Genomic DNA, 22,457 nt, shown 5'->3' with positions numbered 1-22,457 from the left:
CGCCGATGTGGCGCTGGTTGCTGTTCCTGCCCCTTCTCATCGTCATCGTGCTGTTCGCCGTCTCGAACATGCAGCCCGTGCAGGTCGGGCTCTGGCCCTTCGACCTGACCTGGCAGACGCCGCTGGCGCTGGCCGTGCTGCTGATCGCGGCGCTCGCCTTCCTGCTCGGCGCCTTCATCGCCTGGGCCGCCGGCGGCCCCTCCCGCCGCCGCGCCCGCGCCCGCATCCGCGCGGGAGAGGCCGCGCAGGCGGAGCTGAACGGGCTCCGCGCGAAGGAGGCCAAGCGGGTCGAGGCTGAGACGATCGCCCGCGACCAAGCCATGTATTCCGGCACCGGCTCCACGGCGGTGCGCGTCATCGGGTAGGACGACGGCGGAGGGGGAAGGCATTTCCCCTCCCTTCAAACCCCGATCCATCCCTTCACCCGCGCGAAGTCGCGGTCCAGCTCCTCCCCGCTGCCCTCCCACACGGTGCGCCCCTTCTCCAGCACCGTGTGCCGGTCCGCCAGCCGCCGCAGCGCCGCCAGGGTCTTGTCAATCAGCAGGATCGCCTGTCCTTCGGCCTTCAGCGCGGCCAGCGTCGTCCAGATCTCCGCCCGGATCACCGGCGCCAGCCCTTCGGTCGCTTCGTCCAGGATCACCAGGTGCGGGTTGGTCATCAGCGCGCGGCCGATGGCCAGCATCTGTTGCTCCCCGCCCGAGAGGGTGCGTGCGGACTGCCCCGCCCGCTCCCTCAGCCGCGGGAACAGGGCGAAGACCCGCTCCAGCGTCCAGGGATTGCGGGCCTTCTCCCGGTCCGCCGCGGTGGCGACGAGGTTCTCCCGCACCGTCAGCGTCGGGAAGACCTGCCGCCCTTCCGGCACCAGCCCGATCCCCCGCCGCGCCACGCCTTCCGGCGGTAGGCCGGAGACAACGGCGCCCCGGAACTTCACGCGGCCGCCGCGCGGCGGGTTCAGCCCCATGATGGCGCGGACCGTGGTGGTCTTGCCCATGCCGTTGCGGCCGAGCAGCGTCACCACCTCGCCGGGGCCGACGCGCAGGTTCACGTCGAACAGCACCTCGGCCCCGCCATAGCCGGCGCGCAGCCCTTCGACCTCCAGCATCAGACCGCCTCCTCTTCCGAGAGGTAGGCAGCCCGCACCTGCGGGTCGTGCCGGATCCCGTCCGGCGTGTCGCAGGCGATGCAGTGGCCATAAACCAGCACGGAACACCGGTCGGCCAGGCTGAACACCGCGTCCATGTCGTGCTCCACCAGCAGCATGGGGATGCGGCCCTTCAGGCGCCGCAGCACCTCCGTCATGCGCAGGGATTCGCTGGCGCCGAGCCCGGCCATCGGCTCGTCCAGCAGCAGCATCCGTGGCCGGCTCGCCAGCGCCACCGCCAGTTCCAGCTGCTTGCGCTCCCCGTGGGAGATGTCGGCCACCGGCAGCGCCCAGCGCGCGCGGGGCAGCCCCGCCTCCTCCAGCGCCGCCCGCGCCGGCTCCAGCAGCCGCGCATCGCGCGAGGCGTCGCGCCAGAAGCGGAAGGAGTGCCCGGCCCGCGCCTGCACGGCCAGCGCCACATTCGCCTCCGCCGTGTCGTCCTCCAGCAGCTGCGTGATCTGGAAGGTGCGGGCCAGGCCACGCGCCACGCGGGCCGGCGCCGAAAGCCGCGTCACCTCCTCCCCCATGAAGAGGATGCGGCCCCGATCGGGCGTGATCTCCCCCATGATCTGGCCGATGGCGGTGGTCTTGCCCGCGCCGTTCGGGCCGATCAGCGCGTGCAGTTCGCCCGGCAGCACCTCAAGGTTCAGGTCGTCCGTCGCGGTCAGGCCGCCGAAGCGCTTGACCAGATGCTGGACGGAGAGGACGGGCACTTCAGCCATGTCGCACCGCCTCCGGAAGCGCCTCGCCCAGGGGCTTCTGAGCTTGCGGCAACTCCCCGTGCGGCACCGCTTCAGGGGCCGGGACGCGCCGCCCCGCCAGCCGCCGCACCGCGCCCATCAGCCCGCCGCGCGCGAAGAGCACGACCAGCAGCAGGATCGGCCCCTCGATGAATTGCCAGTGCTCCGTCAGGCCGGAGAGGGTGTATTCCAGCGTCACCAGCACGCCCGCGCCGATCACCGGCCCCAGCAGCGTGCCCAGGCCGCCGAGGATGACCATGATCATCATCTCGCCGGACTTGGTCCAGGCCATCATGTCCGGCGAGACGAAGCGCAGGTAATTCACCATCAGCGCCCCCGCCATGGCCGCGCCCATCCCCGCGATGACGAAGGCGACCAGCTTGTAGAAATAGGTCCGCACGCCGAGCGCGGCCATGCGCCGCTCCCCCTGCCGCACGCCCGCCAGCACCCGCCCGAAGCGGGAGCGAGCGATGCGGTCCATCAGAAACAGCCACACGGCCAGTAGCCCGAGGCAGATCCAGAACAGCGTGGCCGCATCGCGCAGGTTCATGCCGAGCACCGGCGCCACGCGCCGGATCGCCAGCCCGTCATCGCCGCCATAGGCCTTCAGCGAGACGAAGAGGAAGTAGAGCATCTGCGCGAAGGCGAGGGTGATCATGATGAACTGCACCCCCGCCGTACGAAACGAGAGCGCGCCGATGATCGCGGCGCCGATGCCGCCCACGATGATCGCGACAGGCATCGTCACCAGCAGGTCGTTCGAGCCGGGGATGAAGCCGAGGAACGGCTCGCCGGAGCTGTAATGCGCGTAGAGGATCCCCACCGCGTAGCCGCCCAGCCCGAAATAGGCCGCGTGCCCGAAGGAGACGAGCCCGGCATGGCCGAGGATGAGGTTCAGCGAGGAGGCCGCGATCGCGTAGATCACGATGCGCGTGGCCAGCCCCACCGTCGCCGGGCTGTCCAGCATCGGCGCCACCACGGGGATGAGGGCCGCGAGCAGCAGCAGCGCCACCGCCCAGGCCCGCTCGTCGCGAAGCATCTTGTGCATGGACCCCTCAGGCATGAGCCGGGAACAGCCCGCGCGGCTTCACCAGAAGCACCAGCGCCATCAGCAGGTACACCCCCATCGAGGCGAGGCCCGCGCCCAGCGCGTCCGCCTCAGACCCTTCCATCACCTGCCGCAGCAGCCCCGGCACGTAGGCGCGCAGCACCGTGTCCACCAGCCCGACCAGCACCGCCCCGAACAGCGCCCCGCGCACCGATCCGATCCCGCCGATGACGACGACGACGAAGGTGAGGATCAGGATCTGCTCGCCCATCCCCACCTGCACGGAGAGGATCGGGCCGGTCATCACCCCCGCCAGCCCCGCCAGCAGCGCGCCCAGCCCGAAAACCAGCGTGTAGAGCAGCCGCACGTCCACGCCGAGCGCCCGCACCATCTCCCGGTGTGTCGCGCCCGCGCGAACCAGCATCCCCACCCGCGTCCGCTGGATCAGCAGGTAGAGGCCCAGCGCCACCAGCAGCCCCACCGCGATGATCGCCACGCGGTAGATCGGGTAGTCCACGCCGGGCAGCACGCGCACCGTGCCCCGCAGCGCCTCCGGCACGTTCACGAAGAGCGGTTGGCGGCCGAAGAGCAGCACCATCCCCTCGTTGAAGAACAGGATCAGCCCGAAGGTCGCCAGCACCTGGTCCAGGTGGTCCCGCGCGTAGAGCCTTCGCAGCACCACGTACTCCACCACCATCCCCACACCCGCCGCGGCCGCCAGCCCCGACAGCAGAGCGACAATCGCGGAGCCGGTGGCGGAGGCCGCCACCGCCGCCGCATAGGCGCCCACCATGTAGAGCGAACCATGGGCAAGGTTGATCACGCCCATGATCCCGAACACCAGCGTCAGCCCCGCTGCCAACAGGAACAGCGTGACGCCCAGCTGGACCCCGTTCAGCAACTGCTCCAGCAGAAGCGCCACGCTCGTCTCCTCAGATCAGAACTTGCAAGTCAGAACTTGCAGGTCAGAACTTGCACTGGGCCGCGTAGACGTCCCCGTGGTTCGTCAGCACCCGGTCCTTGCTGACCAGCGCCGGCTTGCCGGAGACGTTCTCCACCTTGATCGCCCACCAGTCCTGGATCGGGTGGTTGTTGGCGCCGAAGGCGAACTTCCCGCGCGTGCTCTCGAAGTTCGCGGGCTTCATCGCGCGGTAGAAGGCCTCGGTGTCGTCCACCTTGCCTCCCGTGCCCTTCAGGGCCGCGCCGATCGCCAGCGCGGTGTCGAAGCTCTGCTGCGCGTAGAAGGTGGGGATGCGGTTGTACTTCGCCTGGAACGCCGCGACGAAGCGCTTGCTCGCCGGCACGTCGAGGTCGCTGTTCCACTGGCTGGTGAGATTGATCCCCACCGCCGCATCGCCCACGGCCGCCAGCGTCGTCGCGTCCATGGAGGGCGAGGCGAGCGTCATCGGGATGTTGGAGAGCAGCCCGGCCTGCACGTACTGCCGGAGGAAGCTGATCCCCAGGCCGCCGGGGTGGAACTGGTACACGCCGTCCGGCGCCGCCGCGCGGATCTGCGCCATCTCCGCCGCGTAGTCCGTCTGGTCCAGGCGCGTATAGACCTCGCCCGCGACCTGCCCCTTGTAGAGGCGCTTGAAGCCCGTCAGCGCGTCGCGCCCGGCCTGGTAGTTGGGCGCCAGGATGAACATCTTCTTCTGGCCGAGGTTGTTGGCCAGCTGCCCCGCGCTCTCGTGCAGGCTGTCGTTCTGCCACGCGACGGACCAGAAGTTCTTGTGGCACTCCTTCCCCGCCAGGTTCGACGGAGACGCGTTCGGCGAGACGTAGATGCCGCCCGCATCCAGCACGTCGCCCACCACGGCGCCGAGGATGTTGGAGAAGATGATGCCCGTCAGCAGCTTCACGCGCTCGTTCTTCATGAACCGCTCGGCCACCTGCTTGCCCTGGCCGGGGCGGAAACCGTCATCCTCCACCAGCAGCTGGATCGGCGTGCCGCCGAGCTTCCCGCCCTCCATCTCCATGGCCAGCATGAAGGCGTCGCGGATGTCCTGGCCGATGTAGCCGCCCGCGCCGGAAAGGGTGGTGATCATCCCGATCTTCAACGGTGCCGCCTGCGCCAGCGCCGGCCGCGCGAGGGAGGCGGCGCCGAGCCCGAGGGCCGCGCCCGAGGCCAGCAGGCCGCGTCGATTCAGGGTCATTGGAAGCCTCCGTGTCGTTTCGTTGAAGCCTAAAATACTTTCGCGCGGCCCGTCCACATTCCCGTGAGCACCCTGCGCTTCGGCCAGGCTGCTCATGCATGTTCCAGGCCGGTAGGACTTGTCCGGGCTCGTCTTCCGCCGGTGCTCTATCCCGGGGGAAGGAAGAAGGAATTCTCCCTCCCCCCGAACCCCGCACCATCATCTTCTTCTGGAAGTCGGAAGCATCGACGAAGGTGCGTCTCGGGTCCGTGACCCTAGGCGACTGCAGGGGCAGGATCCTGCCCGCTCGTAGAGGGCCCGGGGGAGGCAAGGCCTCCCCCGGCATCACCTCTCGAACGGCACCGCGATTCGGCAGGCCAGCCCGTCCGCCCTCATCTGAACCTGGGCCTCACCGCCCAGGGCGAAGGCCAGGGCCTCGTCCAGCACCTGGCGCGCGTAGCCGCTGCGCAGGCCGCTGGCGTCCGGCTCGGGCACGCCGCCTTCCTGCCAGTCGATGACCAGCCGCCCGCCCTCCTTGCGCCAGCGCACCGCCAGGCGGCCTCCGGGCACGGCCAGGGCGCCGCGGCGGGCGGCGTGGGCGGCCAGCTCGTGCAGGGCCAGGGCGAGGGGCCCGGCCAAGCCGGGGCGCAGCGTGACGGGCGGCCCGTCCAGCACGGCCTGGGCGGGCCAGGGGCCGAGCTCCGCGCGCAGCAACGTTTCCAGCCCGGCCTCGCCCCCGGCCTGGGCGCGGCCGAGGGCCGCGACCCGGTCGTCCAGCGCGCGGCTTTCCTCGGGCGGCGCCGCGCTCCGGCCGGCGATGCTGCGCAGGGTGGAAAGGATGGATTCCGTGCGCTGGCGCAGCTCCTCGGCGCGCGGGTGGTTCCGGCCCTCGGCGGTCACGTCGCGCTGGATGGAGAGCCAGTGCGTCACCTCGCCGCCGGGGCCGGTGATGGCTGTCACGACCCACTCGTTCAGGTAGCGCTCGCCGCCCTTGCGGTAGTTGATGGTGGCGCCGATGAAGTGGCGCTCCGTCTCCAGGCACCGCCGCAGCCGGTCCAGCTCCGCCCGGCTGGTCTCCGGGCCCTGGAGGAGGCGGGGGGAGCGGCCGATCAGTTCCGCGGCGGCGTAGCCCGTCACCGCCTCGGTATGGGCGTTGACGTAGCGGATCGTCGGCCCGGGCGGGTCCAGCGCCGCCTCGGTGATGATGACGGCGAGGCCGGCCATGTCCAGCGCGGCGCCGAGAACGGCGGCGCTGAGCGCGCCGACGCTGCCCGAGAGGTCCGGCTCAGCCATTCTGCCCTGCGCGGCCGGTTCCGCCGGCGCGGCTGCGCTCCAGCGCCTCCGCCAGCACGCGGAGCTGGCGGCGGGTGCGGTGCAGGCGGTCCAGCAGGCCGAGGACGACGGGCATGGCGGAATCCCCTACCTCCATCTCCTCCTGCAGTTCCAGAATCAACCGGCAGCGGGCCAGGTCGATCTCCTCGAAAACCGGGCGCCCCTCCTGCCGGGCGGGGCGCACCCAGCCCTCGGCGATCCAGGCCTCCAGCCGGGCGGCGTCCAGGCCGGAGACGCGCGCCACCACCGTCTCGAAGGCGATCATGCCTTCCTCCTCATCTCCTCGCGCGGGTCGAAGGGGGTGTCGGGCGTCCAGCCGCGCAGGAAATCTTCCAGCCGGTCGTCCACGGGGCCGAGCACCAGGCGCAGCGTCACCAGCAGGTCGCCAGCGGGCTGGCCGCCCCCCTCCGCCACGCCGCGGCCGCGCAGCCGGAGCTGGGCGCCGGAATCGGATCGTGGCGGAATCGTCAGCATCACCTCTCCGCGCGGGGTCGGGACAGGTACTTTCCCCCCGAGAACCGCCTCACGCATTGTCACAGGTAATTGCAGCCGCAGGTCGCGGCCCTCGCGCTCGAAGAACGGGTGGGGACGGACGCTCACCTCGATCAGCGCGTCGCCGTCGGGCCCGCCCTCCGCGCCCGGGTTGCCCTTGCCGCGCAGGCGCAGCACCTGCCCGTCCTCCAGGCCCGGGGGGATGCGCACGTCCAGGTCGCCGCCGCCGGGCAGGCTCAGCCGGGTGGTGGCGCCGTTCACCGCCTCCAGGAAGCTCACGGCCAGGCGGTAGTTCGCGTCGCGCCCCCGGCGCGGGCCGGTACGGAAGCCAGCGCCCCCGCCACCTCCCATGCCGCCACGGAACATGCCGAGGATGCTTTCCAGGTCGTCCGGGTCGAAGTTGCCCCCACCCATGCCCATGCCCGCGAAGGGATCTCCGCCGGAGGCATCGCTCCCGGCATAGCGGGCCCCCTGCGCGCCCTCCGCGTGCTCGCGGTAGTAGCCGCGCGGAGGCACCTCCTGGCCGGCGGCGTCGATCTCGCCCCGGTCGTAGCGGGCGCGCTTCGCGGGGTCGGAGAGGAGGTCGTTGGCGGCGTTGGCGGCCTTGAACCGCTCCTCCGCCGCCCGGTCGCCGGGGTTGAGGTCAGGGTGATTCGCCTTGGCGATCTTGCGGAACGCCTTGCGGATCTCTTCCGGGCTGGCCGTGCGGCCGACGCCCAGGACCTTGTAGGGATCGGTGGTGCGGGAATCATCCGGGGGCATGGTGCGGAGCATAACGCCGGGGCGACGGGATCCGTCCATGCCCGCGATGCGGGTCCGGCCCTACCCGTGGAACAGCCCCTTGCGCTGAAAGCCTCGGCGCGACTACCTCCCCCCCGCGCCGGCCGGGCCCACATTTTCATGATGGGGGAGGACCGGCCCGGATTGAGGCGGCGATGAACTGGATCTCCGACTGGGCGCTGCCCAAGATACAGACGCTCTTCGGCACCAAGCGCGACGTGCCGGAGAACCTCTGGATCAAGTGCCCGCATTGCGGGGAGATGATCTTCCACCAGGACCTGGAGCGCAGCCTGCACGTCTGCCCGAAATGCGGGCACCACATGCGGATCGAGGCCGCGCGCCGCCTGGACTACACCTTCGACCCGGGCTGGCAGCGCATCGAGCTGCCGCGCGCGCCGGCGGACCCGCTGCGCTTCCGCGATTCCCGCCGCTACGGCGACCGCCTGCGTGAGGCGCAGCAGAAATCCGGCATGGATGACGCGATCGCGGTGGCCCACGGCACGATTGAGGGGCGCCCGGCCGTGGCCGCGGCCTTCGAGTTCGGCTTCATGGGCGGCTCCATGGGCGCGGGCGTGGGCGAGGGCATCGTGACCGCCGCGCGGCTGGCCGTGCTGCAGGACGCGCCGCTGATCGTCTTCACCGCCTCCGGCGGGGCGCGGATGCAGGAGGGCGCGGTCTCCCTCATGCAGATGCCGCGCACAGTCATCGCCACCCGCATGGTGAAGGAGGCGGGGCTGCCCTTCATCGTGGTGCTCTGCGACCCCACCACGGGCGGCGTGACCGCGAGCTTCGCCATGCTGGGCGACATCCAGATCGCCGAGCCCAACGCCCTGATCGGCTTCGCCGGCGCCCGCGTGATCGAGCAGACCGTGCGCGAGAAGCTGCCGGAGGGCTTTCAGCGGGCGGAGTACCTGCTGGAGCACGGGATCCTCGACATGGTCGTGAAGCGCGGGGAGATGAAGGCGACGCTCGCGCGCCTGATCGGCTTCCTGCGCCCCGCCGCGCCGGCCGAGCTGCCGGTGGCGGAACCGGTCGCCCCCGCTCCGGCCGAGTAGGGGCCCGCCCGCCATGGCCGATTCCGCCCCGCCCGAATACCTTCCGGGCGCCCCCGCCGGGCTGCGTCTGGTTCCCGGGGCGGAGGCCGGGCGGTCCGAGCGGATCATCGACCGGCTGCACGCGCTGCACCCGAAGCTGATCGACCTCAGCCTCGACCGGCTGGAGGTCTGCCTCGCCGCTCTGGGCCACCCGGAGCGCCGCCTGCCGCCCGTGGTCCACGTGGCCGGCACCAACGGCAAGGGCAGCACCTGCGCCTTCCTGCGCGCCATCGCCGAAGCCGCCGGGCAGCGGGTCCACGTCTACACCTCCCCCCACCTCGTGCGCTTCCACGAGCGCATCCGGCTGGCCGGCACGCTGGTGACGGACGATGCCTTCGCCGCCGCGCTGGAGGAGGTGGAGGCGGCGAATGCCGGCCGCCCCATCACCGTCTTCGAGATCACCACCGCCGCCGCCATCCTGCTGTTCAGCCGCGTGCCGGCGGATCTCCTGGTGCTGGAGGTGGGGCTGGGCGGGCGCTTCGACGCGACGAACGTGGTGGACCGCCCGGCGGCCTGCTGCATCGCCTCCATCTCCATGGACCACACGGACTTCCTCGGCGACACGCTGGCGAAGATCGCGGCGGAGAAGGCCGGGATCATCAAGCCCGGCATCCCCGCCGCGACCGGCCGCCAGCCGCCCGAGGCCATGGCGGCGCTGGAGGCCGAGGCGGCGGCGAGGGGCGCGCCCCTGCTGGCGCGGGACCGCGACTGGTGGGTGGAACCGGCCGGGGAGGGGCTGCGCTTCCGCGATGCCGCCGGGGAATTGACGTTGCCGCGCCCCGCCCTGCCCGGGCCGCACCAGGCGGAGAATGCTGGCATCGCCATCGCCGCCCTGCGCGCCTGGAACCCGCCCTGGCTGAAGGCGGAGGCCGCCATCACCCGCGGGCTGGAGACGGCTCGCTGGCCCGCCCGGCTGCAGCGCCTGCACGGGGCGCTCTCCGCCGCCCTGCCGGCGGGCTGGGAGCTTTGGCTGGACGGCGGCCACAACGCCGGGGCGGGCGTGGCGCTGGCGGAACAGCTGCGGGAATGGCGGGACCGGCCGCTGCACCTCGTGGTGGGGATGAAGAAGTCGAAGGCGGTGGCGGACTTCCTGGCGCCGCTGCTGCCGCTGGCCACCACCGCCTGGGCGGTGGCCGAGCCAGGGCAGCACCTGGCCGTGCCGCCGGAGGAGATCGTGGCCGCCTCGGGCGGCGTGGCGCGGCCCGGCCCCCGCGTGGCCGATGCCCTCGCGGCCCTGGCCCAGGAAGGGGCGGGCGCGCCGCCCGCCCGCGTGCTGGTCTGCGGCAGCCTCTACTTGGCCGGGGAGGTGCTCAAGTCCGACGGAAGCCCGCCGGACTGACTCCCGGCCTGCCGGTGGCGGCGCAGGCGCGGGATGGAGACCCGCATCGCGGCCGGTGCGCCGGTGCGGAGGCGGGCGGCCATGGGATATCGTTTGTTCAAGTGAACGGCGACCCGCCAGCGGGATGGCCGCATCATCAGGGCCATGATTTCCATCAGGACCTCGTCAGCGTCCTCCAGGGCATGCGCCCGGGCGTAGCGTGCGAGGTCCTCGACAGCCTGAACGGCGGCGTGAGACGGCATTGATCCCCCTCTGCGCTTTTGGGGCGCGGCCCAGCCTTTTGGACCGCTGCCCCTGGAACGAGGCGTAAGAAGAACGCAACAAGGTCGGATCGTTAACAGGCCCTTTGCTAAACCTCCGAGTTTAGTAGTGATTGAGAAATCAACCTTAAGTTGTTGGCAGATCACGTATACCGTCGCGGTTACGTGTTGATCGGGACGGCTTGCTGCCGTTGTCTCACAAACTGTTGATAGTCTCGGGCAATCAATGAACGTCTCTGGCGGTGCGAACCACCCAGGTGTTGCGGGGGCGGCCCTGCCACTGTTAGATTTCAAACAACAAAATACCTTTCATTGATTGAAATGCGGCCCTGGGCCGGACCGTGAGGGAACCATGGGCATCTCCGTCTTCGACATGCAGGCGCTCCAGCACAACTGGAGCACGGAGGAGACGCGGGCCATCTTCGACGAGCCCATGCGCGTGCAGAAATGGATGGAGGTGGAGGCGGCCCTGGCCACGGCGCAGGCGCGGCTCGGCATCATCCCGCAGACGGCGGCCGACGACATCGTGGACCACGCGAAGGGCAGCACCATCGATATCCCGAAGATGGCCGCCGAGATCCGCCGCGTGAAGCACGCGCTGGTTCCGGCCATCAAGCAGCTCCAGGCCGCCTGCTCGCCGGAGGCCGGGCAGTGGGTGCACTACGGCGCCACCACCCAGGACGTGCTCGACACGGGAATGGTGCTGCAAATCCGCGACTGCCACGCCCTGTTCCTGCGGGACATCAAGGCGGTGGGGCGTGAGCTGGCCCGGCTGGCGCGGGAGCACCGGGACACGATCATGGCCGGGCGCACCCATGGCGTGCTCGCCCTGCCCATCACCTTCGGGCACAAATGCGCCATCTGGCTGGACGAGATCGGCCGCCACCACCAGCGGCTGCGCGAGTGCGAGCCCCGCCTCTTCGTCGGCGAGCTGGTGGGCGCGGTGGGCACCCAGGCCTCGCTCGGGCCGAAGGCCCGGCAGGTGGAGGAGGGGACCATGGCGGTGCTCGGCCTCGGCGTGCCCGACATCTCCTGGGCGCCGGCGCGGGACCGCTTCGCCGAGTACGTCTCCATCCTGAACATGATCGGCGGCACGATCGGCAAGATCGGCAACGAGCTGTTCAACATGCAGCGCAACGAGTTCGCCGAGGTGGAGGAGGGCTTCACCGAGGGCAAGCTCGGCTCCTCCACCATGCCGCACAAGCGCAACCCGGTCTTCGCGGAGAACCTGCCCTGCGTCGCCCGCGGCCTGCGCGCCTCCGCCGGCCTGATGATGGAGGCGATGGTGGCCGAGGGCGAGCGCGACGGCATCGGCTGGAAGACCGAGTGGAAGGCGGTGCCGGAGTGCTGCCTGATGGCCGGCGCCCTGCTGTTCCAGTGCGCCTCCCTTCTCAAGGGCCTGCGCGTGGACAAGGCGCGCATGATGGAGAACCTGGACCGGATGCGCGGCTACCTGCTCTCCGAGCGGGTGATGCTCGAGCTCGGGGAGAAGGTGGGCAAGCAGAACGCCCATGAGTGGATCTACGAGGCCTCCATGCACGGCATCGAGAACCGGCTGGACTTCGCGGACGCCATGCGCCGGCACCCCGAGATCTCGAAGGTTTCCACCGACGCGGAGATCACCGGCATGACCGACCCGCGCGGCTATCTCGGCGAGGCCGGGGCTGCCGTGGACCGTGTGCTGGCCCGCAGCGCCGCCTGGTTGGAGGGCTAAGGCTCCACCCCGGAATCAACCATAAAATGAGGTGAATTCTGTAATTCACGCGCCGAACTGGACATAAGCCGGATTAACCGGCAGGGAGCGGCGCCCTCGGAGGAACACATCGTGGCCGACGCCTATCTTCGCTCTGCTCTCACGCGGCGCCGCCTCATGGCCGGACTGGCCGGGGGCGCCGCCGCGCTCGCGGCCCCGCGCCTGACCCGTGCCCAGGGATTGGGGGGAGGGGCTGCGAACCGCCCCGTTCTGCTCGCCGTACCCTTCGCGCCGGGGGGCGCGGTGGACATCATTGCCCGCGCGGTCGCGGAACCGATGTCGGCCGCGCTCGGGCGTCCGGTGGTGGTGGACAACCGCCCCGGCGCCTCGGGCGCCATCGCCGCCGCCTCCGTCGGGCGGGCGGAGCCGGACGGGCACACGCTCTTCATCGCCACCCCCGGCACTTCCATCACCGCCGCCTTCCAGCCGCATCTCCTGCCCGGCGATCCCCGGCAGTTTCTGGCGCCCGTGGGCCGGCTGGCGACGCAGACCTACGTGCTGACCGTGACGAAGTCCTTCCCGGCGGACGACTTCGCGGGCTTCGTGGCCTGGGCGAAGGCGCACCGTGGCGAGTTCCTGCTGGCCAACACCGGCCAGATGACGGCCACCCGCCTGGCCGGCGAGTTGCTGGGCCTGCGGATCGGGACGGAGATCACGCCCGTTCCCTATCGCGGCAGCGGCGTAGTCGGCACGGATCTCCTCTCCGGGCGCGTTCACGGCATCTTCGCCCAGCTCTCGGACGCGCTGGCACTTCGGGCCCAAGGCGCGAAGCTCCTTGCCGTGAGCGCGAAGGACCGCTCGCCGATTCTGCCGGACGTCCCCGCCATTGCCGAGACAATCCCGGACTTCGACGTGTACAGCTGGAACGGCCTCTTCGCCCCCGCCGCCACTCCCGTGCCGGTGCTGGAGGAGTTGAACGCCGGGCTGAACAAGGCGATCTCCAACGAGGCGCTGCGCGAGCGCTTCCGCGCCGACGGCGTCACCTTCGTGCCCGGCCCGCGCCAGGCCCTGGCCGAGATCCTGGACAAGGAGATCAAGGGCTGGGTGGAGTTGAGCCGGAAGGTCCGGATCGACGCCCAGTAGGGCGGCAGGCCGGCGAGCGGCGGCCCGCGGCGTGACCCGCTCTCCACACCGCAGGAGCAGGAGCCACGCCATGACCAGCCCCGCCGTCCAGGCCTTCTTCGACAAGGCCACGAACACCGTCTCCTATCTCGTCTGGGACGAGGCGACGCGGGCGGCGGCGGTGATCGACCCCGTCCTGGACTGGGACAATGCGGCGGGGGAGGCGGACACGAGATCCGCCGATGCCATGCTGGCTGCGGTGGCGGAAAGGGAGCTGCGGCTGGACCTGGTCCTGGAGACCCACGCCCATGCCGACCATCTGACCGCCGCCCCCTACATCAAGCAGAAGACCGGCGCGCCGGTGGGGATCGGGGCGCGGATCACGGAGGTGCAGGCCATCTTCCGCCCGGTGTTCGACGCGCGAGACCTGCGCCCGGGCGGCGGCGACTTCGACCGGCTCTTCGCCGATAGCGAGACCTTCCCCCTCGGCGGGCTGGAGGTGGAGGTGCTGCACGTGCCCGGCCACACCCCGGCCGACGTGGCCTACCGGATCGGGGACGCCGTCTTTGTCGGCGACACGCTGTTTATGCCGGATTCCGGCACGGCGCGGGCGGACTTCCCGGGCGGCGACGCGCGCCAGCTCTACCGCTCCATCCAGCGCATCCTGGCCCTGCCGCCGGAGACGCGGGTCTTCATCTGCCACGACTACAAGGCGCCGGGCCGCGACAGCTTCGCCTGGGAAACCACGGTGGCGGAGCAGCGCGCGCGCAACATCCACGTGGGCGAAGGGCGCGACGAGCAGGCGTTCGTGGAACTCCGCACGAAGCGGGACGCCACCCTTTCCTCCCCCGCGCTCCTGCTGCCCTCCATCCAGGTGAACATCCGCGCGGGGCGCTTCCCGGCCGGGGAGGGGAGGGGCGTGACCTTCCTTCGCATTCCCGTGGCCGGGCGCGGCGTGATCGCGCAGGGGGAGACCAACCCATGACCGAACCCGCCCTGCACCCCCTGGCCGGATGGGTGGCGGCGCTGGATGGCGCGGCGGGGGACGCGGCGGTGGATTCCGCACTCTCCTCCTCCGCGCTGGACTGGGCGGGGGCGCTGATCGCCGGCACGGCGCATGATCTCCACCCCCGCTACATCGCCGCCTTCGCCGCGCTGACCATGCCGCACCGGGGCGCGGGCTGCGCCGTGGCGGGCGACGCGCGCGGCTGGGCGCCGGTGGAGGCCGCCGCGGCCAACGCCGCCATCAGCCACTTCTGGGAATTCGACGACAGCCACCGCGCCGCGATGATGCACCCCGGCATCACCGTCTGGCCCGCCGTGCTGGCCCTGGCCCAGGCAAGGTCGGGCGTGACGGTGGCGGACATGCGCGCCGCCGTGGCGGCGGGCTACGAGGCCGGGCTGCGCCTGGGCGCGCATCTCGGCAAGGCGCACGCGGCAACGAACCACGTCACCGCCACCGCAGGCACCTTCGGCGCGGCGGCCGCCACCGCGCGCCTGCTGCGCCTGGACGCGGCGGCGACGCTCTCGGCCCTCGGCCATGCCGGCACCCAGGCGGCGGGGCTGTGGCAGTTCCTGGAGGACGGAGCGACGGAGGCGAAGCCCGTGCACCCCGCCATCGCCGTCCGCAACGGCGTGACGGCGGCGTTGCTGGCCGAGGCCGGCATCCCCGGCGCGCCGCGCGTGCTTGAGGGCGGGCGCGGCATGCTGGCGGCCTGGAAGCTCATCCCGGAACCCTCCGCCTCCCTCGTGCCGGAAGGCGCGCCGATGATCCTGACGGCCACCATCAAGGGCTGGCCCGTCTGCGGCCAGATGCACAGCCTGCTGGACGCCGCGCAGGACCTGATGCGGAAGGCCACGCTGCGCGTGGAGGAGATCGCCGCCGTCACGGTGGAGGCGCCGCAGGCCCTGCTGGACGTGGCCGGGCTGCGCCGGCCGACGAATGCGGGCGACGCGAAGTTCTCCACGAATTTCTGCGTGGCCCTGCTTCTCTCCGGCGGCGACCTCTCCTTCACCGGCTTCGACGGCAGCGCAGTGCGGGACGAGGCGGTGCAGGCGCTGGGCGACAGGATCGAGGTGCTGGCACCGGCAGAGTTCTCCGCGCGCTACCCGAAGGAGCGCCCGGCGCGCATCACCGTCACCACGCTCGACGGACGGGTGCTGTCCGAGGAGCGCAGCTTCCGCCGCGGCGACCCCGAGGCGCCCTGGGAGTGGGAGCCGCTCGTGGAGCGCTTCCACGGCATCGCCGGGCTCGCCATGCGCGACGCCTCGGCCCGGCAGGCCGTGGTGGATTGGTGCCGCGCTTTCGGGGCCGGCGATCCCGCGCTGGACCGGTCCGCCGCCCCCTTCTTCCGCGGCAAGGCGCCGCTGGAGCGCGCGGCATGAACGAGATCCGCCCCGCCGCCCGCGCCCTTCCCACCGACCTGGCCGACCGGCTGCGCGCCGCCCTGCCGGATGGCACGGTGCTGACCGAGGCCACCGACCGGGAGGCCTACCTGCTGGAGGAGCGCAGCCTCTACCGCGGCCAGGCCCCCATCGTGCTGCGGCCGCGCTCCACGGAGGAGGTGGCGGCGGCCGTGCGGATCTGCGCGGAGGCAGGCGCCCCGATCGTCCCCCAGGGCGGCAACACCGGCCTCGTCGGCGGCACCGTCACCGCCCCGCACGAAGTCCTGCTCTCCCTCGGCCGGATGAACGGGATCGAGGAGGTCGATCCGCTGAACTTCACCATGACCGTGCAGGCCGGCTGCATCCTTGCCGACATCCAGGCGGCGGCGGAGCACGCGGGGCGCCTCTTCCCCCTCTCCCTCGGCGCGCAGGGCAGCGCACAGATCGGCGGCAACCTCGCTAGCAACGCCGGCGGCATTAACGTGCTGCGCTACGGCAACGCGCGCGACCTCGTGCTGGGCCTGGAGGTGGTGCTGGCCGATGGCCGCGTGTGGAACGGGTTGCGCGCCCTGCACAAGGACAATACGGGCTACGCGCTGAAGCACCTTTTCGTCGGCAGCGAGGGCACGCTCGGCATCATCACCCGCGCCGTGCTGAAGCTCTTCCCCCGCCTGACGGACCGAGTGGCGGCCTTCTGCGCCCTGCGCGACCCCGCCGACGCGCTGACGCTCCTCTCCCTGGCCCGCGACCGCGCCGGAGAGGCGGTGACAGCCTTCGAGCTGATGTCCGGGCTGACGGTGGAGATCGTGGCGCGCCACGCCGGCGGCCACGACCCGATGCGCGAGCGCCACCCCTGGTACGCCCTGATCGAACTGGCCGGTTCCGGCCATGACGGCACGCTGCGCCCCGTGCTGGAGGGCATCCTGGAGGAGGCCTTCGAGCGCGGCACCCTGGCCGACGCCGTGATCGCGGAAAGCAGCGCCAGGTACGCCGCCCTCTGGCGCCTGCGCGAGGGCATCCCGGAGGCGCAGAAGAAGGAGGGCGGCAGCATCAAGCACGACGTCTCCGTGCCCGTCTCCCGCATCCCCGCCTTCCTGCACCGCGCCGGCGAGGCGGCCGCGGAAGCCCTGCCCGGCGTGCGCGTCTGCGCCTTCGGGCACCTCGGCGACGGCAACATCCACTACAACCTCACCCAGCCCGTCGGGATGGAGAAGGCGGCGTTCCTGGCCCAGTGGGAACGGATGAACGCCGTGGTCCACGACATCGTGGTGGAGCTCGGCGGCTCCATCTCGGCCGAGCACGGCATCGGGCTGCTGAAGGCCGGCGAACTGCGCCGCTACAAGGACCCGGTGGAGATGGAGCTGATGCACCGCCTGCGGGACGCGCTGGATCCGGCGCGGGTGCTCAATCCCGGGAAGATGCTGGGGTGACGCGGCCGGGGATCCCCGGGGCGGTGCGGCGGGAGAGGGACACCGCGCCCTTCGCCAGCCTGCCGGGTAGGAAGGCGCCGGCCCGCACCGCCGGGAAGGCCGGCGTTTCCGACAAGATCCTGGCCGCCGCAGGGCGCAGCCTCGGCGGCGATGCCGGAAAGGCCGCCCCATGACCACCATTCCCTATGCCAGCGCGCTGATCATCGGCGCGGGCCCGGGCATCAGCGCCTCGCTCGCGCGGCAGCTGGGCCGTGCCGGCCTCGCCGTCGCCCTCGCTGCCCGCGACACGGAGAAGCTTGCCCCGCTGGTCGCGGAGACGGGCGCCGCCGCCTTCCCGGCCGACGCCGCCGACCCCGCCTCTGTCGAGGCGCTGTTCTCGGCCGTGGAGGCGCGGATCGGCGCGCCGGAGGTGGTGATCTACAACGCCAGCGCCCGCGCGCCGGGGCCGCTGGCGGAACTGGACCCGGAGGCGGTCCGCAGGGCGGTGGAGATCACGGGTTTCGGCGGCTTCCTCGCGGTGCGGGAGGCGGCGCGGCGCATGGTGCCGCGCGGGAAGGGCGCTATCCTCCTCACCGGTGCCACGGCGAGCGTGAAGGGCTTCGCCGGCTCCGCCGCCTTCGCGATGGGCAAGTTCGCCCTGCGCGGGCTGGCGCAGAGCGCTGCGCGGGAGCTGGGGCCGAAGGGCATCCACGTCGCGCATATCGTGGTGGATGGCGGCGTGCGGAGTGCGCGGCGGCCGGAACCGCCCGGGAAGCCCGACAGCCTCCTGGACCCGGACGCGATCGCGCAGGCCTATCTCGACCTGCTCCGCCAGCCCCGCAGCGCCTGGTCCCAGGAGGCGGAGCTGCGCCCCTGGACCGAGAATTTCTGAAGGAAAGGGCTGACATGCCTCTCTCGATGTACCAGGCCTCCGTTCCCGTCTTCCTGCGGGGCCTGGGCGTGCTCTCGGCCCTGCTGGACAAGGGCGCCGCGCACGCGGTGGGCACGGGGATGGATCCGGCGGCGCTGGTGGGGGCGCGCCTGGCACCGGACATGCTCACCCTGGCCGGCCAGGTGCAGCGCGCCAGCGACACCTCCAAATTCGCGGCCGCCCGGCTGGCAGGTCTCGCCGCGCCTGCCTTCGCGGACGAGGAGGCGAGCTTCGATGAGCTGCAGCAGCGCATTCAGGCGACCGTCGCCTTCCTGCAATCCGTCCCGGCGGAGGGCTTCGAGGGGAGCGAGGAGCGCGCGGTGACCTACGGGCCCCGCAGCAGCCCGACCACGCTGCCGGGCGCGGAGTACCTGCTCGGCTTCGCCCTGCCGAACTTCTACTTCCACGTGACCACCGCCTACGACATCCTCCGCCACCTTGGCGCGCCGATCGGCAAGCGCGACTATCTCGGGCCGCTCGGCGCGAAGGGCTGAGGCGATGCCGGCGGCCCTTGCCCGTCCTGCGCCGCCGGAGACGCAGCGGGGGAGCGCCAAGGCATGCCGCCCGGCATCAAGGGCTGGCGGGAGAGGGGAGTGCGCGTGAGCATCAGAGGCAAGGCCTGCATCGCCGGTGCCTACGAGCACCCGGCCCGCAAGGCCGAGGACAAGAGCACCGCGCAACTCCATGCCGAGGTCGCGCTCGGCGCGCTGCGCGACGCCGGGCTGACCCGCGCCGACGTGGACGGCTACTTCTGCGCCGGCGACGCGCCGGGGATGGGGCCGCTGAGCATGGCCGACTATCTCGGCCTCAACCGGCTGCGCCACGTGGATTCCACAGATATCGGCGGCAGCTCCTACCTCGCCCATGTCGCCCATGCGGCGGGGGCGATCGCGCTGGGCCGGTGCGACGTGGCGCTGATCACCCTCGCCGGGCGCCCGCGCTCCGAGGGGCAGGCGACCGGCACGGCCCCGCGCGCCGGCAACCCCGCGCAGCCGGACGTGCAGTTCGAGTACCCCTATGGCGCCGCCATCGCGAACATGTACGCCATGTGCGCGAGGCGCCACATGCACGAGTACGGCACGACGAGCGAGCAGCTGGCCTGGATCAAGGTCGCCGCCTCCCACCACGCGCAGCACAATCCGCACGCGATGCTGCCGAAGGTGGTGACGGTGGAGGAGGTGCTGGCCTCCCCCCTCGTCGCGGATCCGCTGCACCGGCTGGACTGCTGCGTCATCTCCGATGGCGGCGGCGCGCTGGTGGTGGTGCGGCCGGAGATCGCGCGCGGCCTGAAGCGCCCCGTGGTGACCATCCGCGGCGCGGGGGAGGCGGTGAAGCACCAGATGGGCGGGGATCTGGACCTGACCTATACCGGCGCGCGCTTCTCCGGCCCCCGCGCCTTCGAGGAGGCCGGGGTGACGCCCGCCGACATCAAGTACGCCAGCATCTACGACAGCTTCACCATCACCGTGCTGATGCAGCTGGAGGATCTCGGCTTCTGCGAGAAGGGCATGGGCGGCCGCTTCGTTCAGGACGGCAACCTCATCAGCGGCGTGGGCCGGCTGCCCTTCAACACGGATGGCGGCGGCCTCTGCAACAACCACCCCGCCAATCGCGGCGGCATCACCAAGGTGATCGAGGCGGTGCGCCAGCTGCGCGGGGAAGCCCATCCGGCGGTGCAGGTGCCGAGTTGCGATCTGGCGCTCGCCCACGGCACGGGCGGCTCCCTCGGCACGCGGCACGGCAGCGCCACCCTGGTGCTGGAGAGGGAGTGATGGGGATGAGCGAGACGAGTGCCCGGCGCGTGCCGCCGGGCCCCACCCCCGACCCCTCCACCCGCGCCTTCTGGGACGCGGCGAGAGACGGAAAGCTGCTAATCGGGCGCAACGCGAGGACGGGCCGCTTCCACTACCCGCCGCGCCCCATCGACCCCTTCGACGACGAGGGAGAGGTGGAACTCGTGCCCGCCAGCGGCCTGGGCACGATCTACACCTTCAGCGTGATGCGGACGAAGGTGCCCTACGTCATCGCCTATGTGGAGCTGGAGGAGGGGCCGCGTATCATGACCAACATCGTCGGCTGCGACATCGCGGCGCTACAGGTGGGCCAGCCCGTCCGCCTGGTTTTCGAGAGGAGCGAGGACGGCCAGGCCATCCCCATGTTCACGCCGGCCTGATCGCCGCGGGCAGCCCCTTCGTGCCGGCGGGCGCAGCCCCGGCGCCGAGGCTTTCCGGCCCGAGGCGGCGGCGGGGCCCTGCAGGCAGGGCCCTGGGGTGCGCTCCCCCGGCGGTCTCTTGCGGGCCGGCATGCGGGGGAGGCTGGTCCGGCGCATCTGGACATCCCCGCCCGCGCGTCGCATGGGCATCCGTTCCGCCAGGGGATGCCGAGCATGGTCGAGAACGTGATGAAGAGCCCTGCCTACGGGGAGGCGCTGCGCCACCTGGCGGCGAACCACGAGCGCTTCGTCGAGGAGACCATCCGCCTCACGGAAATCCCCGCCCCCTTTTTCCAGGAGGAGGAGCGCGGCCGCGCCTACCTGGCCATGCTGCAGGAGGCCGGGCTGGAGGAGTGCGAGACGGACACGGAGGGCAACGTGATGGGGCTGCGCCGCGGCCTCGGCAACGGCCAGCTCATCGTCGTCGCCGCGCACCTGGACACGGTGTTCCCGCCGGGCACCGACCTGAAGGTGCGGCGGGAGGGAACGCGCCTCTACGCCCCCGGCATCGGCGACGACACGCGCAGCCTGGCGATGAACCTCGCCTTCCTGCGCGCCATGGACGCGGCGGGCATCCGCACGCGGCACGACATCCTCTTCGTCGGCAATGTGGGCGAGGAAGGGCTGGGCGACCTGCGCGGCATCCGGCACCTCTTTCAGAAGGGCCGCTACGCCGGGCGGATCGCCGCCTTCATCTCCGTGGAAGGCCCGATGGGCATGGGCACCATCGTCTCCGGCGCCACCGGCTCGCTGCGCTACCGCATCACCTTCCGCGGGCCGGGCGGGCACAGCTTCATGGATTTCGGCCTCGTCAGCCCCTCCTTCGCCCTCGCCGAGGCGATGGCCGGCCTCTCCCGCCTGCAGGTCCCGGCCTCGCCCCGCACCACCTTCAGCGCCAGCGTGATCGGCGGCGGCACCTCCGTGAACTCCATCCCGAACGAGGTGTGGCTGGAGGTGGACCTGCGCTCGGACTCCGCGCAGGAGCTCGCCCGCATCGACGCCGCCTTCAAGGCGATCGTCGGCAAGGCGGTGGATGCGGAGAACGCCGCGCGCAGCACCGCCAAGGGCGCGATCACCGCGGAGTGGAAGAAGATCGGCGACCGCCCCGCCGGCGCCATCGACCGCGACAGCGCCCTGGTGGCGAACGCCACCGCCGCCGCGAAGGCCCTGGGCTTTGCGCCGAAGACCGTTGCCAGCTCCACCGATGCCAGCATCCCCATCTCCATGGGCGTGCCCGGCATCGCCCTCAGCGCTGGCGCCGGCGCGGGCGCGCACTCGCTGGACGAGTGGGTGGACGTGGAGCCGCAGCAGACCCTGCACGACATGCAGCTCGCCTTCGCCACCCTGCTGAAGACGGCGGACATGGAGGTCTAGCCCGCGGGGCGGCCTCTCACTGCGGATGCACGGGTGGCGCCCGCCGCCACCCGCGCGGCCGGCGCACGCGCTCCCGCATGAAGGTGAAGACGCCGGAGAGGATGATGATGGCGACGCCCAGGCCCATCACCGCGTCGATCCCGTCGCCGAAGACCGCGTAGCCGAACAGGATCGCCCAGATCATCTGGCTGTACTGCGCCGGCGCCACCAGGCTCGCCTCGATGCGGTTGGAGGCCATCATGACAAACACGTTGGCCAGCGCCATCAGCAGCCCGTAGCCCAGGATCCAGACCCACTGCATCGCCGTGGGCCAGGCGAACTCCGGCAACATCAGCAGCCCGGCGCCGAGGACGGGGCCGACGAGGCCCGCGCCGTAGAGGGAGAGGCGCGTCTCCGTCCGCCCGAAGGCGCGCATCATGACGACGGTGACGGCGCCGGAGAGGCCGCCGACCACGGCGCCGAGATGGCCGATGTTCAGCTCGCGGAAGCCCGGGCGCAGCACCACCAGCACGCCCGCGAAGCCCATCAGCACCGCCAGCCAGCGCCGCCACCCCACCTTCTCCCCCAGGAAGGCCACGGACAGGACCGTCACGAAGGTCGGCATGAGGAAGAGGAGGGAGAAGGCCTCCGCCATGGAGAGATGGGTGAAGGCGGTCACGCTGCCGACGCTGCCGGTGAAGGCCGCCACGGCGCGCAGCACCCACATGGCCCGGTTCCGCGCCCGGAACACGCCGGAGAGCCTCTCGCCAGGCTCGCGGATGAAGGGCAGGGCGGCCACCCCGGAGAGGGCGCCGAAGAACACCGCCTCATAGGCCGAGAGCGAGCCGTGCAGCAGCTTCACGGAAGCGTCGCTGACGGCATAGGCGGCATAGGCGAGGAAGGCGAGCAGCACGCCCTGCGCGGATCGGTCCATGCGCCAGCCGTTTAGAGGGGTTTGCTGCAATGCGGTATGGCGCGAAGGCGTGAGGTTGCT

The 22,457-nt window shown here is 71.7% G+C and carries 23 protein-coding genes; 14 read left to right on the top strand and 9 right to left on the bottom strand.

The features are described from left to right. Window positions 1-5: 5 nt before the first annotated feature. On the top strand, window positions 6-365 hold the full coding sequence (locus NRP21_RS27365; protein ID WP_257719421.1) for a lipopolysaccharide assembly protein LapA domain-containing protein: 360 nt from the start codon (window positions 6-8) through the stop codon (window positions 363-365). Window positions 366-400: 35 nt separating this feature from the next. On the opposite strand, the gene NRP21_RS27360 is transcribed toward NRP21_RS27365, so the two are convergent. From NRP21_RS27360 to NRP21_RS27325, 8 genes are all read right to left on the bottom strand, one after another. Then, a complete protein-coding gene (locus tag NRP21_RS27360; protein ID WP_257719420.1) occupies window positions 401-1,102 on the bottom strand; it encodes an ABC transporter ATP-binding protein in 702 nt (233 codons plus the stop codon). Continuing rightward, window positions 1,102-1,863, bottom strand: a complete 762-nt coding sequence (locus NRP21_RS27355) for an ABC transporter ATP-binding protein (protein WP_257719419.1) — start codon at window positions 1,861-1,863, stop codon at window positions 1,102-1,104. The genes NRP21_RS27360 and NRP21_RS27355 overlap by 1 nt, the downstream gene beginning before the upstream one ends. Then, window positions 1,856-2,929: a branched-chain amino acid ABC transporter permease gene (locus tag NRP21_RS27350; protein WP_257719418.1), complete on the bottom strand. Its 1,074-nt coding sequence runs from the start codon at window positions 2,927-2,929 to the stop codon at window positions 1,856-1,858. Before NRP21_RS27350 ends, NRP21_RS27355 begins: the two co-directional genes overlap by 8 nt. Before the next feature lie 7 nt (window positions 2,930-2,936). Beyond that, a complete protein-coding gene (locus NRP21_RS27345) occupies window positions 2,937-3,851 on the bottom strand; it encodes a branched-chain amino acid ABC transporter permease (RefSeq protein WP_257719417.1) in 915 nt (304 codons plus the stop codon). Window positions 3,852-3,894: 43 nt separating this feature from the next. Continuing rightward, window positions 3,895-5,082 (bottom strand): ABC transporter substrate-binding protein, encoded by a 1,188-nt coding sequence (locus tag NRP21_RS27340; RefSeq protein ID WP_257719416.1) that lies wholly within the window; start codon window positions 5,080-5,082, stop codon window positions 3,895-3,897. 324 nt (window positions 5,083-5,406) lie between these two features. After that, window positions 5,407-6,354: a PAS domain S-box protein gene (locus NRP21_RS27335; RefSeq protein ID WP_257719415.1), complete on the bottom strand. Its 948-nt coding sequence runs from the start codon at window positions 6,352-6,354 to the stop codon at window positions 5,407-5,409. Continuing rightward, window positions 6,347-6,658, bottom strand: coding sequence for a chaperone modulator CbpM (locus NRP21_RS27330; RefSeq protein WP_257719414.1), 312 nt, complete (start codon window positions 6,656-6,658; stop codon window positions 6,347-6,349). The genes NRP21_RS27335 and NRP21_RS27330 overlap by 8 nt, the downstream gene beginning before the upstream one ends. Further along, window positions 6,655-7,647 (bottom strand): J domain-containing protein, encoded by a 993-nt coding sequence (locus tag NRP21_RS27325; RefSeq protein ID WP_257719430.1) that lies wholly within the window; start codon window positions 7,645-7,647, stop codon window positions 6,655-6,657. Before NRP21_RS27325 ends, NRP21_RS27330 begins: the two co-directional genes overlap by 4 nt. A 173-nt stretch (window positions 7,648-7,820) precedes the next feature. Here NRP21_RS27325 and accD point away from each other — a divergent pair, with 173 nt between their 5' ends. From accD to NRP21_RS27260, 13 genes are all read left to right on the top strand, one after another. Continuing rightward, window positions 7,821-8,720: an acetyl-CoA carboxylase, carboxyltransferase subunit beta gene (gene accD, locus NRP21_RS27320; protein WP_257719413.1), complete on the top strand. Its 900-nt coding sequence runs from the start codon at window positions 7,821-7,823 to the stop codon at window positions 8,718-8,720. Between the two features lie 13 nt (window positions 8,721-8,733). Next, window positions 8,734-10,098: a bifunctional folylpolyglutamate synthase/dihydrofolate synthase gene (locus NRP21_RS27315; RefSeq protein ID WP_257719412.1), complete on the top strand. Its 1,365-nt coding sequence runs from the start codon at window positions 8,734-8,736 to the stop codon at window positions 10,096-10,098. 612 nt (window positions 10,099-10,710) lie between these two features. Continuing rightward, window positions 10,711-12,072 carry an adenylosuccinate lyase gene (gene purB / locus NRP21_RS27310; RefSeq protein ID WP_257719411.1) on the top strand — a complete coding sequence of 454 codons (1,362 nt, stop codon included), beginning with the start codon at window positions 10,711-10,713 and terminating at the stop codon, window positions 12,070-12,072. Between the two features lie 111 nt (window positions 12,073-12,183). Beyond that, the gene (locus NRP21_RS27305; RefSeq protein WP_257719410.1) at window positions 12,184-13,194 is read left to right on the top strand and encodes a Bug family tripartite tricarboxylate transporter substrate binding protein; all 1,011 of its coding nucleotides are present in this window, start codon (window positions 12,184-12,186) and stop codon (window positions 13,192-13,194) included. 70 nt (window positions 13,195-13,264) lie between these two features. After that, on the top strand, window positions 13,265-14,158 hold the full coding sequence (locus NRP21_RS27300; RefSeq protein WP_257719409.1) for an MBL fold metallo-hydrolase: 894 nt from the start codon (window positions 13,265-13,267) through the stop codon (window positions 14,156-14,158). Further along, window positions 14,155-15,558 (top strand): MmgE/PrpD family protein, encoded by a 1,404-nt coding sequence (locus NRP21_RS27295; RefSeq protein WP_257719408.1) that lies wholly within the window; start codon window positions 14,155-14,157, stop codon window positions 15,556-15,558. The genes NRP21_RS27300 and NRP21_RS27295 overlap by 4 nt, the downstream gene beginning before the upstream one ends. After that, window positions 15,555-16,988: an FAD-binding oxidoreductase gene (locus NRP21_RS27290; protein WP_257719407.1), complete on the top strand. Its 1,434-nt coding sequence runs from the start codon at window positions 15,555-15,557 to the stop codon at window positions 16,986-16,988. Before NRP21_RS27295 ends, NRP21_RS27290 begins: the two co-directional genes overlap by 4 nt. Further along, entirely contained in the window at window positions 16,985-17,161 is a 177-nt protein-coding gene (locus tag NRP21_RS27285; RefSeq protein ID WP_257719406.1) for a hypothetical protein, read from the top strand. The genes NRP21_RS27290 and NRP21_RS27285 overlap by 4 nt, the downstream gene beginning before the upstream one ends. Further along, complete coding sequence (locus NRP21_RS27280) at window positions 17,158-17,859, top strand: SDR family NAD(P)-dependent oxidoreductase (protein ID WP_257719405.1); 702 nt, start codon at window positions 17,158-17,160, stop codon at window positions 17,857-17,859. The genes NRP21_RS27285 and NRP21_RS27280 overlap by 4 nt, the downstream gene beginning before the upstream one ends. 14 nt (window positions 17,860-17,873) lie before the next feature. Then, window positions 17,874-18,392, top strand: coding sequence for a DUF1993 domain-containing protein (locus tag NRP21_RS27275; RefSeq protein ID WP_257719404.1), 519 nt, complete (start codon window positions 17,874-17,876; stop codon window positions 18,390-18,392). A 105-nt stretch (window positions 18,393-18,497) separates the two neighbouring features. Beyond that, the gene (locus NRP21_RS27270; protein ID WP_257719403.1) at window positions 18,498-19,670 is read left to right on the top strand and encodes a thiolase domain-containing protein; all 1,173 of its coding nucleotides are present in this window, start codon (window positions 18,498-18,500) and stop codon (window positions 19,668-19,670) included. A gap of 5 nt (window positions 19,671-19,675) precedes the next feature. After that, entirely contained in the window at window positions 19,676-20,071 is a 396-nt protein-coding gene (locus tag NRP21_RS27265) for a Zn-ribbon domain-containing OB-fold protein (RefSeq protein ID WP_257719402.1), read from the top strand. A 213-nt stretch (window positions 20,072-20,284) separates the two neighbouring features. Further along, entirely contained in the window at window positions 20,285-21,484 is a 1,200-nt protein-coding gene (locus NRP21_RS27260) for a M20/M25/M40 family metallo-hydrolase (protein ID WP_257719401.1), read from the top strand. 16 nt (window positions 21,485-21,500) lie between these two features. Here the strand turns inward: NRP21_RS27260 and NRP21_RS27255 are convergent, their stop codons facing one another. Further along, window positions 21,501-22,397 (bottom strand): DMT family transporter, encoded by an 897-nt coding sequence (locus NRP21_RS27255; protein ID WP_257719400.1) that lies wholly within the window; start codon window positions 22,395-22,397, stop codon window positions 21,501-21,503. Between the last annotated feature and the right edge of the window lie 60 nt (window positions 22,398-22,457).

The organism is Roseomonas populi (assembly GCF_024594815.1).
Classification (GTDB): Bacteria; Pseudomonadota; Alphaproteobacteria; order Acetobacterales; family Acetobacteraceae; genus Roseomonas; species Roseomonas populi.
The sequence above is the reverse complement of the archived record's forward strand: the minus strand, read 5'-3'. Positions and strand labels throughout refer to the sequence as shown.